Genomic DNA, 19,529 nt, shown 5'->3' on the forward strand with positions numbered 1-19,529 from the left:
AAAATGCCTGAATAAGAATTAGTTTTAATAGTTAGTTACCAAAAGAAAAACCCGGAGTATGCCAACTCCGGGTTTTTTGATTATAAAATACTTTCGTGTGAATTATAAATGCGCTTTTAGGGCTTTAATTTCCTCTGGATTTGCTATTTCCCCCATATCAATAATTGCGGAAGAATGATAGAAAACAGCATTTGTTTTTTCTTTTAATAATCCAATATTGGTAGAACGCAACCCGCCGCCCGGCATGATTACAATTCGATTATTTGCTTTTTCTACTAATGCTGCTAAAACATCAATACCATCAACCACATTTGTTTCTTCTCCTGAAGTCAAAACGGTCTTAAAACCACATTCGATTAGTGATTCAAGTGCTTCTAATTTATTTTTTACACCATCAAAAGCACGATGAAAAGTACAAGGAAGTGGATTTGCCAAAGCCACTAATTCTACATTTTGTTGTTCATTGATAGTTCCGTCATTGTTTAAAATTCCAAAAACAAAACCATCAACCTGAAGTTTTTTCAATGCTAATATTTCTGATTTCATTTGTTCGAATTCAAAATCAGAATAAACAAAATCTCCACCACGAGGCCGAATCATAACATTCAAATTAATTGTGACTTTATCCCGAACAGTTTTGGTAAGTTCTAAATCTGGCGTCGTTCCGCCCGATGTTCTATTGGTGCATAATTCTACTCTATCAGCACCATTATCTTGCGCAAAAACAGCCGAGTCTAAATTAAAACAGGCAATTTCCAGTTGTGCTTTTTTCATTTATTTTAAAAAATAATCGGCATCGATTAATCGGTTTCCAGTTGCATCATTGACCGCGTAGTTGAAACCGCCCTGAATACAATACGAACCATATTCTCCTTTTTTATTCAATGCAATGAAACCAACTTGGATATCTTTTAAATTTTTATTCCTTTTTCGGGTCAAATTTACGATTCGTGCCACCGCTTCCTCACAGGCTTTTTGTGGTGATTTCCCTTGTCGCATCAGCTCGACAACCAAGTGACAACCGGAAATCCGAATCACTTCTTCTCCATGTCCTGTGGCTGTTGCGGCACCAATTTCATTATCTACATACAAACCAGCCCCAATAATAGGTGAATCGCCCAAACGTCCATGCATTTTGAAAGCCATTCCGCTTGTTGTACACGCACCGGAAAGATTTCCATCAGCATCCAAAGCAATCATCCCGATGGTATCGTGATTTTCAATATTAGCAATCGGTTTGTATTGACTGGTTTTCAACCATTCTTTCCATTCTTTTTCGGATTCTTCCAATAACAAATTTTCTTTTACAAAACCTTGCGACAAAGCAAACTGCAAAGCGCCATCACCAACCAACATAACATGCGGCGATTTTTCCATCACAGCGCGAGCCACAGCAATGGGATGTTTTATAAATTCCAAACACCCTACTGAACCAATATTGGCGTTTTCATCCATAATACATGCATCAAGTGTAACGCGACCATCTCTATCCGGCCTTCCGCCATAACCCACGCTTCTTTCCGTTGGATCGCCTTCGGGAATTTTCACTCCCGCCTCAACAGCATCTAATGCTCGACCGTTATTTTTTAAAACCTCCCAAGCGGCTGCATTGGCTTGAATTCCAAAATTCCATGTAGAAAGCACAATCGGTTTCGTTCCTTTTTTAGATGAAAAATCATTTTCTTCCTCTGGTCTCCCTTTGAATGAATGTAACGCCACAGCTGCGGAAGCAAAAGCTGCTGTTTTCAAAAAATTTCTACGGTTTGTCATTTTGATTGGATTAGTATTGGATGCATCAATTTTGAACTATAAATATAATGGTTCGCCTTTAAATAAAAAAACCTGCACAATAATTTGCGCAGGCTTAGACTTTTTATGGAGTATCAATTAGAATCAACATCCGATTCCTTGAACTACTTTTTACCATTTAATAATGGCACTTCCCCAAGTAAAACCACTTCCAAATGCTGCCAAAACAACAGTATCTCCTGATTTTATTTTGCCTTGCTCCCATGCTTCAGTTAAAGCGATTGGAATAGAAGCTGCGGTAGTATTTCCGTATTTCTGAATGTTATTATAGACCTGATCATCTGTCAAGTTGAATTTCTTTTGGATAAACTGTGAAATTCTCAAATTAGCCTGATGTGGAATCAACATATCAATATCCGAAACCTGCAGATTATTCGCTTGTAATCCTTCATTAATTACTTCGCTGAAACGAACTACAGCATTTTTAAATACGAATTGTCCGTTCATATAAGGGAAATAACTTTCATCATCCGGATTATTATCTGCTAAAATATCTGTAACCCAACGGCCTCCCATTCCTGGAGCTTTTACAATTAGTTCTTCGGCGTGCTGCCCTTCAGAATGTAAGTGCGTGGATAAAATTCCCTTTGTCAAATCTTCTTCTCTGCTCAAAACAGCAGCTCCTGCCCCATCTCCAAAAATTACCGAAACGCCACGTCCACGTGTCGTCATATCCAATCCGGTAGAATGAACCTCAGATCCAATAACCAATATGTTTTTATACATTCCAGTTTTTATGTACTGATCAGCTACTGACAAAGCGTAAATAAATCCAGAACATTGATTTCTTACATCTAATGCTCCAACAGTTCGTAAACCCAAATCACGTTGCACTAAAACTCCTGGTCCAGGGAAATAAAAATCAGGACTCAAAGTGGCAAAAACCACAAAGTCGATATCTTCCTTAGCAACACCAGAACGCTCAATCGCAATCTTAGCCGCTTTCACGCCCATAGAAGTCGTTGTATCTTCTCCTTTTATAATGTGTCTTCGTTCCTGAATCCCTGTTCTTTCCTGAATCCACTCGTCATTGGTATCTATAATTTTGGACAAATCGTCATTAGTCACTACGTTTTCGGGAACATAATAACCCAATCCTGCTATTTTTGAATGATACATATACTATTGTTATTTTATTAAAATAAGAGTGCAAATTTAAAACATACTTGAAAATATGAGCTCACAAATTACCACTTTTTTAGCAATTTACAAGTTTTATGGCTTTTGTCATCCTTTACAGCTATCATCAGTCATAAAATTATGACAGAACACAAATGAAAATAAAACTGCAAGAAAGCAAACTCAAACCAATGTAAAAGTTAAAAAGAGATATTTGTTTCCAAATGTAACAACATTGAATTATTTTAGACCAATTATTGACACTGCCAACACTAATTTAAAATCATTCAAATTATGAAGTTAAAAATTCCATTTTTTTTATTTCTTGGACTAAGCTTAACCACTTATGCGCAAGAGAACTTAACCTATCAAAAACCATCTCAATCCATTTTGGAATTGGCTGATTATGAAAGAGCGCCTTCGGTATCGATGGATACCAAAAAAGAATACATGCTGTTGACCTATAGAAACACCTATAAATCATTGGACGATTTAAACCAAGATGAATTGCGTTTGGGCGGATTGCGGATTAATCCAATTACAAATATTTCGAGTGCAGTTACGTATGTGAACAACCTGAAATTACGCAAAATAAAAGACAAAAATGAAGTACAGGTTGCAGGCTTACCAACAAATCCCCGCATCAGTACTATCGCTTGGTCACCAAATGATAAAAAAATCTCATTTTCGCACACCACCGCTTCTGGTGTTGAACTTTGGGTTATCGATGTTGCTTCGGCGAAAGCCACAAAATTAACAGAGGCTACTGTGAATGCAAATATTGGAAGTCCGTTCAGCTGGATGAACGACAACGAAACCATTTTGGTAAAAATGTTACCAAAAAATAGAGCAGCGCTTTTGGATGCCAAAAAAGATTTGCCAACCGGCCCGATAATTTCGAATGCCGATGGTGTAAAATCTCAAAACAGAACCTATCCGGACATGTTGAAAAACATGAATGATGAAATCAATTTTGAAAACATCATGACTTCTGAATTGTACAAAGTAAACTTGAACGGAACAGCTACTTTGTTCAAAAAAGCTGATATGTATGCAGGAGAAAGCTTCTCTCCTGATGGAAATTATTTGATGCTGACTACGATTCAAAAACCATTTTCATATATCGTTCCGTTGAGTCGTTTTCCATCCAAATCTGTAGTTTATGACAAAGCTGGAAACGAAGTAAAAGTGGTTAATGAAGTACCGCTTACTGAAATTATCCCTAAAGGATTTATGGCTGTTCGAAAAGGAAAAAGAAACATGAGCTGGAGAGCAGATAAACCTGCAACATTAGCGTATGCTGAAGCTTTAGACGGTGGAGATCCTGCAAACAAAGTAGAATTCAGAGATGAAGTTTTTCTTTGGAACGCACCATTTGAGGCAGCAGCTACTTCATTGGTAAAAACACCTCAACGTTACGACCGAATGATTTGGGGGGATGACAATGTTGCCATTGTTTCAGATGAATGGTACGACACCCGTAATACCAAAACGTATTTAATCAATCCATCAAATCCAAGTCAGGCTCCAAAAGTAATTTTCGACAGAAATTCTCAAGATGTGTATGCAGATCCAGGAAATTTTGAAACCAGAAAAAATGAATTTAACAGATATGTTTTAGCTATTGAAAATGACAATGCGTATTTACTTGGCGATGGTTTTACTAAAAACGGTCAGTTCCCTTTTATCAGTGAATTTAATTTGAAAACAACACAGGCAAAACGTTTGTATACTTCAGCTTATACAGATAAAAAAGAGGATATATTAGAGATTGAAGATTTCAAGAAAGGAACTGTTTTAGTTCAAATCCAGTCTAAAAATGAATATCCGAATTATTACCTTAGAAACATCAAACAAAAAAACAAACTAACGCCAATCACGGCATTCAAAAATCCTTTTGAAAGTATCAAAAACGTGAGTAAAGAAGTGATTAAATACAAGCGTAAAGATGGTGTTGAACTATCCGGAACGTTGTATTTACCGGTTGGTTATGACAAGGCTAAGAAAGAGAAAATGCCATTGTTGATTTGGGCCTATCCAGCAGAATACAAAGACAAAAATTCAGCGGGACAAAGCACACAAAACCCAAATGAATTCACATTTCCTAGTTATGGTTCGTTCGTATATTGGGTAACCAAAGGCTATGTCGTTCTTGATGACGCTGCTTTTCCTATCATTGGCGAAGGAACAACGGAACCAAATGATAATTTCATAACGCAATTAGTTGACAATGCAGAAGCAGCGATTAATGCTGTGGATGCTCTAGGATACATCAATAGAAAAAAAGTAGCTGTTGGTGGTCACTCGTATGGTGCATTTATGACCGCTAATTTGTTGACACATTCTAACCTTTTTGCTTGCGGAATCGCCCGAAGTGGTGCGTACAACAGAACGTTGACTCCTTTTGGATTTCAAAGTGAGCAACGCAATTACTGGGAAACTCCTGAAGTGTATAACACAATGTCACCATTCATGAATGCGGACAAAATGAAAACGCCAATGCTTTTAGTACACGGTGAAGCCGATAACAATCCGGGAACATTTACTTTGCAAACCGAACGCTATTTTCAAGCTTTGAAAGGTTTAGGTGCGCCGGCAAGAATGGTGATTCTTCCAAAAGAAGCTCACGGTTATGTAACCAAAGAGAATATTTTGCATTTGCTTTGGGAACAAGATCAGTTCTTAGAAAAGTATTTGAAGAATTAATTCCAACTTGACATAAAAGCAAAACCCCGAAATCATATTGATTTCGGGGTTTACTATTTTTAAGATAACATTAAAAACACTTCCTGATTGAGTTCTAATTCCGAATCATGGTCGAAGAAAATTGCTCTTCGTTCAAAAGCTGCTTTAACTAAATAATGACTTCCTTTGAAGTAACATTGTTTCACAACTGCTTTCATCAAGGCGTTGTCCACCACTTTTAATTGATGCGGATACAACAAAAGTGATGCGTCTTCATCATCCTCAAGAGGTATTAACTGCGATAATTTCAATTCATTTACTTCCCCAAAAAGAGATGCAATGTATTTATTAGCCGGGTTTTCATATAAGGACTTGGAATCGCCTTTTGCGACTATTTTTCCGTTTTGAACTACAATTGTTTCATCAGAAAAAGACAATGCATCAGTACTGTCATGCGTGGCAATGATGCAGGTAACCCCTTTGTCTTTTAAGTATCGGAATAAATTGCGTCGCAACGAATTCTTTCGGAAAGAATCAATTTGACTGAACGGTTCGTCCAGCAAAATAATTTCGGGTTCCAGAGCCAAAACTCTTGCCAAAGCCACTCTTTGCTGCTGTCCGCCACTTAGAAACTTGGCTTTTACTTTTGCGAAAGCGGTCATTTCAACCATTTCCAACAATTCCTGAACGCGGGCTTTCTTCTCCTCAGGATACATATTGGACAAGAACTTGCCTACATTTTCTTCGACGGTTATGTAAGGCATCAAATCGAAATCCTGCGCTAAATATTTAATATAATCTTCTCCCGGAACCAGATTGTATTTAGGTCCCAAAATAGGTTTTTCATTATAGGTAATTGTTCCGTTATCTAAATCATACAATCCATATATTAGTTTAAGTAACGTACTTTTTCCGCAACCGCTTTCGCCAATAATTGCTGTATTTTCCCCTTTAGCAATTGTGAAAGTTACATTTTCAATAACGGGTTTGTCAATGTAAGTAAACGATATGTCTTTTATCTCTAGCATCATCTTTATTTAAAACTGCAAATTTACGATGTTTAATTCAAATTTAGGCACAAAAAAGGGCTGCTTCTTGACGAAACAGCCCTTGTTTTTATAGTGTTTTTTGCTTAGTTTTTTACTTCAGCTTCTGCATCTTTAATCATTTTTTCATTTGCAGTAATAGCAAATTCAACACGACGGTTTTGACTTCTACCATCAACTGTTTCATTAGAAGCAATTGGATCAGCAATTCCTAAACCAGTAACTTGAAATCTACGTGAAGAAACCCCTTTGCTAGCTAAATAATTTTTAACCGCTGCAGCTCTTTCTCCTGAAAGTTTTAAGTTATAATCAGCTGGACCAGTACTGTCTGTATAACCATAAATCGTGATATCAGTATCAGGATATTCTGCGAAAACAGGAACTAATTTATCTAAATTAGCTTTTGCACCAGCAGTCAAAGAAGATTTGTTAGTATCAAAACGCACTGCATTTTCATTCAAAACTAATTTAATTCCTTCTCCTATACGAACTACTTCAGCTCCTGGAAGAACAGCATCAATTTCTCTTGCTTGTTTATCCATTTTGTTACCAATAACTCCACCGGCAACTCCACCAATTACACCACCTAATACTGCTCCCATTGCACCTTTACCACCTTTACCAAGATTGTTCCCAAGAACACCTCCAAGTACAGCTCCTGCAACAGCACCAATACCGGCACCTCTTTGAGTTTTGTTAGTATTTTTTACCGCTTCACAGCTAGTAAACATTGAACCTATAACCATTATTGTTGCTATTGCAACTATCGAAATCTTTTTCATATCTGTATTTTTTACTTATTAATTAACTTTTTGAAACTGATACACAACATCAGTCATTTTTCCTGCAACATCAATTTTATCAATCAATTGAAAAGAAGATTCTGTTTGATTGGCTACATTTAAAACATATCCTTCTCTAACTTTTCTGGCTTTTTCTCCAGCATTAAGTACTTTTAACACAAACTGCCCATCATTATTGATAAACCATGTAATTGGTGAGCTGAATGCCATACAATTTGCTTTTGTCAAAGCCATCGTTCCTTTATTATTATTCGAAACAAATTTCCAATTACTTCCTACGAAACATTCTGAATCCGCTATTTGAAAAGAATTCACTTTTACATATTGTGAACCTGGATACGTTACAGAACTAATTACCCAATTTCCTTTCATGGCAACCTGAGATTTTCTATCGGTGTTTGTACTTGTCGCTGATGTTGACTTACATGCAAACATCAGAACCGCTAATGTGCATAATAAAATAACTTTTTTCATTTTCTTAAATTTAATGAATTAATACTTACACAAATATACGAAGCAATTAAACACGTTTGTTTCAGAATTAAATTATTTTATATCATAATTAACGCTTGCGACAATTTGTCACTTCCATTATAATTGGTATTACATTTGAAAGAATTATAACCATCAAAATAAACTAAAAAATTCATAATATGACAACAGGTAAAATTAATGTTTCGGTAGAAAACATCTTTCCCTTAATCAAGAAATTCTTATACAGCGATCACGAAATTTTCTTACGTGAATTGATTTCGAACGGAACAGATGCAACACTTAAATTAAAGCATTTAACCAGCATTGGCGAAGCCAAAGTAGAATACGGAAATCCGATTATCGAGGTGAAAATCGATAAGGAAGGTAAAAAACTACACATCATTGATCAAGGTCTGGGAATGACGGCTGATGAAGTAGAGAAATACATCAACCAAGTAGCGTTTTCTGGTGCTGAGGAATTTTTGGACAAATACAAAGATTCTGCTAAAGATTCTGGAATTATTGGACATTTTGGTCTTGGTTTTTATTCAGCTTTCATGGTTGCCGAAAAAGTGGAAATCATCACTAAATCGTTCAAAGATGAACCTGCTGCACACTGGACTTGCGATGGAAGCCCGGAATTCACATTAGAACCAGCTGACAAAACTTCTCGTGGGACAGAAATCATTTTGCATATCGCCGAAGATTCTTTGGAATTCTTGGAAGAATATAAAATCAAGGAACTGTTGAACAAGTACAATAAGTTCATGCCTATTCCAATCAAATTTGGAACAAAAACAGAGAAAATAGAGCAAAAAAAGGGTGAAGAAGTTGCTGAAGAAGATAAAGACAAAACTTTCACTGAAGTTGAAGTAGACAACATCATCAACAACCCAAATCCGGCTTGGACCAAACAACCAACTGAATTATCAGCGGAGGATTACAAGAATTTCTACCATGAATTGTACCCAATGCAATTTGAAGAACCGTTATTCCACATTCATTTAAATGTAGATTATCCGTTCAACTTAACCGGTATTTTATATTTTCCAAAATTAGGTTCTGACTTACAAATTCAGAAAGACAAAATCCAATTGTACCAAAATCAAGTGTACGTAACGGATAATGTAGAAGGAATTGTTCCTGAGTTTTTAATGATGCTGAAAGGTGTTGTGGATTCACCGGACATTCCATTGAACGTGTCTCGTTCTGGATTACAAGCGGATGCTGCGGTTAAGAAAATCTCTAATTATATCACGCGTAAAGTAGCCGATAAATTAAAATCATTGTTCACTGAAAACCGTGCAGATTTTGAACAAAAATGGAACGACATCAAAATCGTTTTAGAGTACGGAATGCTTTCTGAAGATAAATTCTACGAAAAAGCAGGTGCGTTTGTTTTGTATCCAACAGTTGACGGTAAATATTATACGTTAGAAGAATTAAAAGAAAATCTTGCGGCTAATCAAACGGACAAAGACGGAAAATTAGTTGTTTTATACGCTGGAAATAAAGAAGCGCAACACTCGTATATCGAAATTGCGAAAGACAAAGGATATGAAGTATTGTTACTGGATTCTCCGATCATCTCGCATTTAATTCAAAAAATTGAAGGCGATAACAGCAACATGACTTTCGTACGTGTCGATTCAGATCATATTGATAATTTAATCAGGAAAGAGGAAACTACTATTTCTAAATTATCTGAGGAAGAGCAAACCAACTTGAAAACCGTTTTAGAAGCTATCGTTCCTAAACAAACGTATTCCGTTCAACTGGAAGCTTTAGATAGTAATGCTTCGCCATTTATCATCACGCAACCGGAATTTATGCGTAGAATGAAAGAAATGAGTCAATCAGGCGGCGGCGGAATGTTCGGAATGGGAAATATGCCGGAAATGTATAATTTGGTAGTCAATACTAACTCTGAATTAGCAACAAGCATCCTGAACAACAAAGACAAAGACGCTCAGGAAAGTTTGGTAAAACAAGCACTTGACTTAGCGAAGTTATCCCAAAACCTATTAAAAGGAGAAGCTTTAACGGCTTTTGTAAAAAGAAGTTTTGAAATGATAAAATAAGCAGAGAACCCATTTTATGAATTAAAATGGTGTGAATCGCTTATTCCGAACTTGCTTCGGAATTTCCAACATACTAAAAGCTGTCCAACCTTGGGCAGCTTTTTTTTTGGAGCAGAACGATTGTTTTCCAGAAATACTTTCGTCCCGTTATGCGCTGCAATCTTTGCTTTTGGCTCCCGCCAAAGCAAAGGATTTCCACTCCTATCGGGGCTATTTAGAGCATTTTAAGGTCATAACTTCGTTTAGCAGTAGGAGTAAATAAGCACTATTTTGTAAAGAATTATTTATATATTTGAATTAAATAAAGTATTGTGTTTATTACACTTATCTACTACTTACTATGCATTATACGCAACATCAAATTTAATACCTTTAAGAATGAGATTTTGGATTGGATTACTTTTATCACTTTTTGGAGGTCTAGTTGGAATAGGTCTTTTTCGCGAATGGATAAAGTTAAATTATCCATTGATTAATGATTTGCATCTTGATTTTATTGCTTTAATTATACTTATCATTGGACTAGTTATTACTGCCATTGACCATTTAAAGCAATCGAGAAATCTAAAGCAGTTAGAAGACGAACAAAAAGGGCGAGTTCTTAAACCAAAACAAAGAGAAAACTTAGTAAACACATTAAATAATCTAGAAAAAATTAAAATAGTTTTGACGGGAATACAAGGAGATAGAGAGTCGATTAGATTTGCAAATTCAATCAAAGATATTTTCATTGAGGCGAATTGGGAAGTTGATGGAGTGTGGGAAGATATAATAATTGGAGGTATTGGTTTTGGCATAACTCTACGTGAAAGTTCTTCTGAACCAAATTCTAGAGGGAAAATTATAAATGAAATACTGAATAAAAATCAAATAAAAAGTAGGATTGTATTAAAACCAGACCTCAAACCAAATCAAATTGAAATTATTGTTGGTTCACGTCCTTAAATTTTTTTAACCCCGAGCGAGCCGATATACACCAGCTAGCGCAAGCGTCCCGCTCGTGGACATTATCAAAAGTAAATAAATATCAATTCTAATACGGACTAGCTGGAATTAATCATATAATACTAAAACAAATAAATTATGTCAAGAATAGTAATGGCAATAGGTTTAGTAATCGCTTTTGTAGGTTGGATTTTATACCGACTATTAATTAAAAAAGATTTACACAAAAATTTAAATAACTTGTACCTTGGACTATTTTTTATAATAATATGGGTATTGTTTTATTTTTTTATTGTTGAATCTTTTTAAAAAATCTTGTGTTAGTGGCTATTCATTCTTAGAACTGCGATCTCGCTGTATATTTGTTTTAATAATGAAATCCGGCAAATGCGACAACAAGAGTAAGTTATACAATATTCGGAATCAACTAATAAACTGTTCTACCATATAAAAAATGGTGATTAACCATTTATGAATTTTATAAAAAATAAAAATTAAACATATGAAAAATATAAAACCAATAACGATGAAAAAAATAATATTAACTCTGATTTTAGCATTCACGTTCACAATTTCTAAAGCGAATGAAAAAGAAATAATAGCAGAAGTAGTTTTTGAAAATTTAACTGGTAAAGAATTAAACTTTGGTGAATTTTTCATAACCGAAACTAATGAGAGAATTAAAATTAATAACACTAAAAGTTTCCAAATAACTTTGCCTAATAAAGGCAAATATCAATTCGGATTCTCAACAGAGGATTTTACAGCATACACCTATTATCCATCGAGAATTACAAACAAAAAAAATACAATAACAATACGCTTAGTTAAGAAGAAGGAATTGACTTTGAACAGTGGAATTTTCTCAATTCCTATGAATTTGGACACAAATCTAACAGATGAACAAATTGAGAAAAGAATTTCTACAGGAAACTTAAATTTCATTACTCACGGAATTGACAGCTCAATACCTAAAGAATTTTCGGATTTCAAAGAAAAGTATGGAATTGGACTTATAAAAGAAAATTGTGTAATTGACCCAATGTCTTTTAAAAAAGCTACTGAAAACAATATAATGATTGCAGATTATTTAAATAAAAAGTATGGAGAGGATTGGCTGAAAGAATTACCGACGAAACCTTTTGGAATAAAATAAAAAAACGTTTAATAACACCACACTAGAGCTTTGGCTTGAGAGGAACTAACTTACATACCATATCGACAAAGTAAATCCATAATTTAAAAATCCCGAGAAAAAGAATAGTAAAAAAATATTCTATTCATCATTCGAATGGGCAAGGATTCTAAATCCGCATTAAAGGATTATAAATAAAACAAAAACCTGCAAGAGTCAACTTGCAGGTTTTTCTATGTTATTTCATTTCCATTGCTATAGACAGTTCCATCTACTGTTTTATAGGCTTTTAGATATTCAATCGCTTCAATTTCAGCAGTTGTAATTTCTAAATTATCAGAATAATGATTTGTTTCGTAATGATTTAAAACTCCTTTTAGCTCCAGCGCTTTAATTTGCAATTTTGCTTTTTGTCTAAATCGAGACAATTCTCTCTCTACAATTACTAATTTTTCTTTTGATATTTTTAGCTTCCCTTTTTTGTATTGTGACAAATTATAAATTTCAAGTAAATCCATTTCCTCAACTTGCTGAATTAATATTTTCAAATTGAAAGGGTTTTCAACTAATGGTAAAATAATCCTTATCGATCTAATAATTCTCTTCACAACGGTAGGATCTTCTTTACCCCATTGAAAAATCTGATCATAGCAAAAGTCAATGAATTCCTCAAAATTAAATTCATTTACTTGTATTTTTTTGGATCCCAAAGTCCTTGAATCCGAAGAAGGAAATTCACGTATGGCTAATTCTTTTGCTATTTCCCCTATTTGGTCTATACAATTCAAACAAGTAGTTGGATCGTTCACCGCAGGAGAGATTGCTTTTATGGCAATATCAACCAGTTTTCTGACACCAAAATTCACATCTTGCGTATGGCTTCTGAACAGCTTAACTTTAAAAGTTGTACTGACAATTGCTCCTATTTCTTTCTTCAAACGAAGTATCTGATTCATTTGGAGTTCCTCGCTAAAAACTAATACCATAAGCGTAGTGGTATCTTTCATAATAAATTCCCCTACAATTGGTTTTTGATAGGCATTTTCAAAAAAAACGCCCACATCAGAACTACTGATATATTCCGTTATTTTTTCTAGTTTTTTATAATTAACGCTATCCAAATAACCGGTTTCAAAGGGACTTACAATTTTTACTTGAAATTTATCCGGGTTAATTTTGGAACGTTTGTAGAGGAGATTCTTTCCCACACTCCAATTTTCCTGATACAAATCATTGATTTCTTCAACCATTTCAGTTTTGATTCCATTTGTAATACTGGAAACATTCATGTTGATACTTAAATAGCTGATCATATTAGGGTAAGACCATACCAGACAATAAAAAGCAAGCAGAGAGCCTGTAGTAAGTGTCAATAGAAAAGAAGTTTGGTAAAAAACAGAAGCCAATTGAGGTAATACACACAACGAAATGGTGCCCACAAACAATCCGATAAATTGTTGCATCTTGATATTATTGGACAAAAAATGTCTCAAAATTCGGGGTGAAAACTGAGAGGATGCCAACTGCATCACAACAAAAATAACAGAGAAAGTAGTTAATGAAATTCCAATAAGAATGGAGATTAGAATAGTAGAAACCGGAATCAGCCGATTGTAAATTTCTATTTCATTGATTTTGAATTTCATGCCAAAATCAACATAATAATCAATTGTCAGTAAAACAGAACCAATAATAAACGCATAAATACCACTGGTAAAGGTACCCATATGTTTAATTTGATGTTCTAACATACTCTTGAAACGCTGTCTTAATTTTTGTATCATAATTTAAATTTCAATGAGTAAATTTAGCTTAAATATGTCTTTATCCGAATGATTTGACTTGGTTTATACGTCAAATAGAAAGTAGTCGATATAATACACTTAGCAATAACATATCGGAACTGATAAAAAGGAGAAGTGTTGGCGGCTTTCGTAAAGAGAAGTTTCCAAATCATTTGATAAAATTTTAAACCATAAAAAACCTGCAAGCGTAAACTTGCAGGTTCTTTTGTTTAGAATTGTCCAAAAATAAAAATAATATAGTTATTGATTCAAGATATTTCCTTCTTCTTTTTTCTCTTTATTCAATAAATTAGGATCCTCTTTTGCCAATTTGTTTTTGGTTGGGATTTTGTAATTCACACTGAATCCAAAACGGCGCGTATCGTTTTTATTAGCTAATAATAAGGGCGTACCAACAGAGCTGAACACAAATCGGTTCGAATTAAGGACATCATCTGCACTTATGGAAACCGATAATTGGTCCTTAAAAAACTTTTTAGAAAATGTTAAATCAAGCGTATTATTGAAAGGTTTCTCTGCAATGAAATAAAAATAATTCCCCTTAGACATGATGTAATTAAAGTTAGCTACAAACTTAATGTCTTTTGGCAACAGAATTTGAGACATCAAATTAAACATCCAGAAACCATTGGTCTTAATTTCGGGAATTTGATGGAACTGATACGCCGTATACACATATAAAAAGTTCATTTTATCCGGATTAATATTCATTTTCATAGTTTCTTTAAGTCCTTCTGTAAACAACATATACGGAATTGGCAATCCCACATTAAAGTTGTGAATTTTTATTTGAGGGACATTTATATTGGTATTTACAACAACATCATCGGTAAGTAATACTCTGTTGATTACCTGATTTTGAGCAGAACTTACATTATATCCGATAAAAGCATAATCAAAAGCACTCAATTTCGCCTCGTAATTGTCAAAAATAGTAGGTTGCAAATTCGGGTTACCAGAGTAATCAATATTTGGATTCTGATAATTGGTGTTGTTTGGATTTAGGGCAGAAGTGCTTGGCAAACTTATTTTCTTGTTATAATTCACATTAAAATAAACCGAATTACTGAAATTATATTGAGCACTTGCATTTGGGAAAAAACGGAACTGCTTGAACGGAATTAAGTCAGCGGTGTTGGTTTTTCCTGTGATATTGTAATCCTCGGCTCTACCGCCCACAATAAAATTGAACTTATCAAATTTAGTTTGTAACTCACCGTAAGCTGCTGCGGTTTTTCGCTGATAATCCAAATTGACAATTTCCATGTTTTGGGTTTCAAAAAGAAGTGCTTCATATAATCCACCAAAGCTTATTTTCCCTTCATCTGAAAATGCGATGGGTTGTGAGTAATCAAATTTAGCATTATACAATTGCTGTGTCGAAGCATTATCTAATAGTGTAGCATTATTTGCTCTGGAATTCATTGTGAAATCATTTTGATTGCTGTTGTAATTGAATCTAAAATCTAATTTTTTAGATTTATCCTCAAACTTTTTTTGGAAAGTAACCACAAAATCTTGACGTAAAGCATCCGTAAAGGAATCATCATTAGTACTAAAACCGGGACCATTTCCTAATGTATTGCTGTTATTGTTGCTGTAGTTTACATCGTAATTAAATAACAATCGGTCGTTGCCAATATCAAACGTCAGCGCGGATTTAGCAAAATTTGTGCGTCCAAAGCGATCCGCCTCAGTGGTGGAAAGTAACGAAGTCGTATTATTTTCATTTTTAGTAAGTGAAGTCCACACAGCAGATTCTCTGTAATTTTGTCCAACATTCAATTGCCATCCAAAATATTTATTCTTAGCGCTCAACAACAGACTATTATTGATTCTCCATCGTAAATGGTCGTAACTCGTAAAATTAGTACTGTTGGTATACGTAGCGCTTAAATAATTTTTAGCGTTTTTATTCGTGATGATATTCATGATGGCACCACCGGAAGTAGCTGGAAACTCAGCCCCAGGTTGCGTGATGATTTCAATTTTTTCAATGGCATTTGCAGGCATTCCTTCCAAAAAAGAATTCAATTCATTTGAGGTAATATTAAGTGGTCTTCCGTCCATAAAAACATCCAACTGTTTACCCTGATACATCATCCCGGCCACATCTGAAGCGATAAGTCCCGGCAGTTTTTTTATTCCTTCTAATACGGATCCAGAATTCAAACTGGGCTGACTGGAAAAATCAAATATGGTTCTGTCCGCTTTTTGCTCAATAGCTTTTTTAGTTTTTACAATCGCAACTTCATTCAATTCTACAGCCTTTTTGGGTTCTTCTTGAGCCGAAAGTGTGAATATTGCTCCTAAAAAAAACATACTCAAAAAATAATTCTTTTTCATCGTTTCTATTTGTGTTACTCCTTTAGTAGCACTATAATTCTAAACGTTACCAAAAAACGAACTGATTTTAGAAAATCGTTATATTTCACAAGACTAAAAGACCTATTTCAGCACAGAATAACGAACTTTGCAACTCTTTATTAAAATAAAATTCCAAAACTAAATCCAAAATGATTTTACAAATAGAAACTCCTGCCTTACTTTTTGGCGCAACCTCGTTGATTTTATTGGCGTATACGAATCGCTTTTTGACTATTGCCACAATCGTCAGAGGTTTAAAAAAAACGTATAAAGAAAAGCAAAATGATACCATTTTATTGGAAATCAAAAACCTTAACTTACGATTGACTCTGATTCGAAATATGCAAATGGCTGGAGTTTTAAGTCTCTTTTTATCTGTTTTTGCCATGCTGTTATTATTCTTAGAACAGCAAACAGCCGGAATTTATCTTTTTGGAATGAGTTTATTAGGATTATTGATTTCATTGGGATTGTCGTTTTGGGAAATCAGTATTTCAGTAAATGCGTTGCGACTGCATTTGAGTGATTTGATAGATCTTAAAGAAAAAAAAATATCAAATTTACAGTAGTCGAAATCTTAACATTAACACTTTTATTTTAAAAATTACAACCATCACTTTTCATATCGTAATGGATAACCAAGCATTTAAAGATAAAAAAACTAAATCTACGATAACTATCAAATTTAGTTACCTTTACGACAATACATATGTTTCTAATTGCACTATTCAAACATTCCTTTTTACTTTTTTAGCACACAATTAAAATTGAAATATTCTTTACTTACAATTAAAATGTGCAATATAGTTTAGATCAAGCTGCTATTTATTCCCATAATGTGATCAAATAATAAATTTGAAATAAAAACATCAAACTTTAAGTTATCTCAATTGAGGAGCTATGGAAAAGATAACAATAACAGGAAATAAAATAGAGCCATGATTGAAGCTAACTCCAAACGTATAATTCAGGAATTAAAATCGCGTAATATTGAGCTTACAATACAAAATCGACAGCTCCTATTAGAAAAATCAGAATTAGCAGCTCAAAAAATAAATATCTTTCATGAGACATTCCCTATTGCTTACTATATTATCAATTGCGATAGTCACATCGTCGAGTGTAGTAGCAATGGAGCATCGCTTTTAGGAACCACAAATAATGCACTAATTGGCCTAAACTTTGGCGAATTTATCCCAGTAAAAAATCTTCTAGAATTCAATGCGTTTTTACAGATAATTAAAGGAAGTAGTATTCAAAATTCTTATGACATTGAGCTAACAACCTATGAAAAAAAGCAATTATTTGTTCATTTAACGGTAACATTTATAGAAAAGGAACAACACTACTTGGTAACTATTCTTGACAATACTAAAAATGAGCAATTAAAAAAGAAATTTCTAGAAAACGAAATTGTTTTTAAAGAAGTTCAAAGGATTGGTCATGTTGGTTCTTACACATTTAACATATCTACAAGTCAGTTGGAACTATCCGAGGAATTACGGCTTATTTTTGGTCTTAAAGAAAATGTACCTCTAAGATTTGAATCTTGGCTAAATGTAGTACATCCTGATGACAGAAAAAGGATAGAGCGCTATGCAAAAGAATGTATAGTAAATCATAAATCATTTCGCAAAGAGTATAGAATTATGCGCAAGAGTGATGGTGAAATTCGATGGGTAGATGGCTGGGGGGAAATTGTTTTTGATGATAAAACGAATGAGTTTTCTTTGATTGGAGTTATTCAGGACATTACGGAACGCAAGCTGTCTTTAAAAAAAATACAAAACTCCGAAACTCGCTCCCACCGCATTTTTGAATCCTCAAAAGAAGGAATTTTAATCCTTGATGCTATCAGCGGACAAATTACCGATGCAAATCCATTCTTGATGGAATTACTTGGTTTCAATTACCAAGAATTAGTAGGAAAAGAACTTTGGGAAATTGGTGTTTTTAAAAATATTGCAGCTTCTAAAGAGGCTTTCATTGAATTACAAAACAAGGAATACATTCGATTTGAAGATATGCCATTAGAAACAAAAGCAGGGAAATTAATCGATGTTGAGTTTGTTAGTAATGTATATATGGTAGAACAAAAAAAAGTAATTCTATGCCATATTAGGGATATATCTGATCGAAAAAAAGCAGACGAAGCATTAAAAGAAAGTAGTCAGTTGTATTATGCCATGTTCGAAAAAAACCAAGCTCCTCAACTTCTGATTGACCCTATCAATGGCGACATAAAGGACGTAAATTCATCCGCTACAAGATTTTACGGCTATTCCTTCGTCGAATTTAAGTCAATGAATCTATCGGATATCAGTACTTTTCCAGCAGAAAAAATAGGAGAAGAGATGGGGAAATTTGCTTTAACTGGACAATCGTATTTTCAATTTATTCACAAATTAGCTTCAGGCGAAACGTGTGATATTGAAATATACACTAGTCCCTTGCTGATTGGGGGACGAACCTTACTAATATCCACTATCAATAACATCACAAAACGAAAACTCGAGGAAGAGCGATTAGTACTACTAAATCATCAATTAAAAGAAGTCAATCTCTTGAAGTCCCAATTTATATCTACCGTTTCTCATGAATTTAGAACTCCGTTAGCTGGAATACTATCTAGTGTCCAATTACTAAAAATATACAATGACACTTGGAATAAGGAAAAAAAAGAGAAAATGTTTAAACAGATCTTTGATGCGGTACAGCACACTAAAGCACTGCTGGACGATGTTTCTCTTATTGATGAAGAGCAAAATAGTAAATCTTTTTTTAGACCTACAAACATTAAACTTCTGCCCCTTATAAATGAGATTATTGAAGAGAACATAAGTGTGGCAGGCACTAATCACAAGGTAATAGTAAGTTCAAAATTAGCTAGTAATACTTATTACATGGATGTCCTTATGATTCGGCACATTTTTACTAATATTATCTCTAATGCTATAAAATACAGTTGTGAAAATAAAAAAATTACAATTGATTTAGATGAAATAAACAACAAAGAGATAAAATTCGTCATTACCGATCGAGGAATTGGAATACCTTCTGAGGAAATAAAATATTTATTAGAACCTTTTTATCGCGCTTCAAATCACGGAGCTATAAAAGGAACTGGATTTGGTTTGTCTATTGTAAAAAGATTTATAGATCTTCATAAGGGCCAAATATTAATTGAATCAGTGGTGAATGAAGGAACAAAAGTAACCATTATATTACCTTATTTTCAGTGAGAAAACAGTGAGGATGAA

At 34.1% G+C, this 19,529-nt stretch carries 14 protein-coding genes; 6 read left to right on the top strand and 8 right to left on the bottom strand.

Features of this window, described 5'->3' with window-relative positions; translation table 11 throughout:
* Positions 1–102: 102 nt before the first annotated feature.
* From IWX80_RS10455 to IWX80_RS10465, 3 genes are all read right to left on the bottom strand, one after another.
* Positions 103–774, bottom strand: a complete 672-nt coding sequence (locus IWX80_RS10455) for a copper homeostasis protein CutC (protein ID WP_196853392.1) — start codon at positions 772–774, stop codon at positions 103–105.
* Entirely contained in the window at positions 775–1,770 is a 996-nt protein-coding gene (locus tag IWX80_RS10460; RefSeq protein WP_196853393.1) for an isoaspartyl peptidase/L-asparaginase family protein, read from the bottom strand. It lies immediately after the preceding gene.
* Positions 1,771–1,920: 150 nt separating this feature from the next.
* Entirely contained in the window at positions 1,921–2,928 is a 1,008-nt protein-coding gene (locus tag IWX80_RS10465) for a 3-oxoacyl-ACP synthase III family protein (RefSeq protein WP_196853394.1), read from the bottom strand.
* A gap of 294 nt (positions 2,929–3,222) precedes the next feature.
* Here IWX80_RS10465 and IWX80_RS10470 point away from each other — a divergent pair, with 294 nt between their 5' ends.
* Entirely contained in the window at positions 3,223–5,634 is a 2,412-nt protein-coding gene (locus tag IWX80_RS10470) for a S9 family peptidase (RefSeq protein WP_196853395.1), read from the top strand.
* A 59-nt stretch (positions 5,635–5,693) separates the two neighbouring features.
* On the opposite strand, the gene IWX80_RS10475 is transcribed toward IWX80_RS10470, so the two are convergent.
* The 3 genes from IWX80_RS10475 to IWX80_RS10485 form a co-directional block, all read right to left on the bottom strand.
* Positions 5,694–6,641 carry an ABC transporter ATP-binding protein gene (locus tag IWX80_RS10475; RefSeq protein WP_196853604.1) on the bottom strand — a complete coding sequence of 316 codons (948 nt, stop codon included), beginning with the start codon at positions 6,639–6,641 and terminating at the stop codon, positions 5,694–5,696.
* Positions 6,642–6,745: 104 nt separating this feature from the next.
* Complete coding sequence (locus IWX80_RS10480; RefSeq protein WP_121366146.1) at positions 6,746–7,441, bottom strand: OmpA family protein; 696 nt, start codon at positions 7,439–7,441, stop codon at positions 6,746–6,748.
* Between the two features lie 18 nt (positions 7,442–7,459).
* Positions 7,460–7,936: a lipocalin family protein gene (locus IWX80_RS10485; RefSeq protein ID WP_121366147.1), complete on the bottom strand. Its 477-nt coding sequence runs from the start codon at positions 7,934–7,936 to the stop codon at positions 7,460–7,462.
* A 179-nt stretch (positions 7,937–8,115) separates the two neighbouring features.
* Between IWX80_RS10485 and htpG the strand changes: the two genes are divergently transcribed.
* From htpG to IWX80_RS10500, 3 genes are all read left to right on the top strand, one after another.
* Complete coding sequence (htpG, locus tag IWX80_RS10490; RefSeq protein WP_196853396.1) at positions 8,116–10,017, top strand: molecular chaperone HtpG; 1,902 nt, start codon at positions 8,116–8,118, stop codon at positions 10,015–10,017.
* A gap of 378 nt (positions 10,018–10,395) precedes the next feature.
* Entirely contained in the window at positions 10,396–10,962 is a 567-nt protein-coding gene (locus IWX80_RS10495; RefSeq protein ID WP_196853397.1) for a hypothetical protein, read from the top strand.
* Positions 10,963–11,464: 502 nt separating this feature from the next.
* Positions 11,465–12,118, top strand: a complete 654-nt coding sequence (locus IWX80_RS10500) for an FEKKY domain-containing protein (protein WP_334682310.1) — start codon at positions 11,465–11,467, stop codon at positions 12,116–12,118.
* Between the two features lie 212 nt (positions 12,119–12,330).
* On the opposite strand, the gene IWX80_RS10505 is transcribed toward IWX80_RS10500, so the two are convergent.
* Together IWX80_RS10505 and IWX80_RS10510 are read right to left on the bottom strand one after the other, a co-directional pair.
* Positions 12,331–13,881 (bottom strand): DUF2254 family protein, encoded by a 1,551-nt coding sequence (locus IWX80_RS10505; RefSeq protein ID WP_196853398.1) that lies wholly within the window; start codon positions 13,879–13,881, stop codon positions 12,331–12,333.
* 261 nt (positions 13,882–14,142) lie between these two features.
* Complete coding sequence (locus tag IWX80_RS10510; protein ID WP_196853399.1) at positions 14,143–16,248, bottom strand: TonB-dependent receptor domain-containing protein; 2,106 nt, start codon at positions 16,246–16,248, stop codon at positions 14,143–14,145.
* 170 nt (positions 16,249–16,418) lie between these two features.
* Between IWX80_RS10510 and IWX80_RS10515 the strand changes: the two genes are divergently transcribed.
* Both IWX80_RS10515 and IWX80_RS10520 read left to right on the top strand, forming a co-directional pair.
* Positions 16,419–16,838: a DUF2721 domain-containing protein gene (locus IWX80_RS10515; RefSeq protein WP_196853400.1), complete on the top strand. Its 420-nt coding sequence runs from the start codon at positions 16,419–16,421 to the stop codon at positions 16,836–16,838.
* A 369-nt stretch (positions 16,839–17,207) separates the two neighbouring features.
* Positions 17,208–19,511: a PAS domain S-box protein gene (locus IWX80_RS10520; protein WP_196853401.1), complete on the top strand. Its 2,304-nt coding sequence runs from the start codon at positions 17,208–17,210 to the stop codon at positions 19,509–19,511.
* Positions 19,512–19,529: the final 18 nt, after the last annotated feature.

Source organism: Flavobacterium sp. CAN_S2 (assembly GCF_015752255.1).
Taxonomy (GTDB): Bacteria; Bacteroidota; Bacteroidia; order Flavobacteriales; family Flavobacteriaceae; genus Flavobacterium.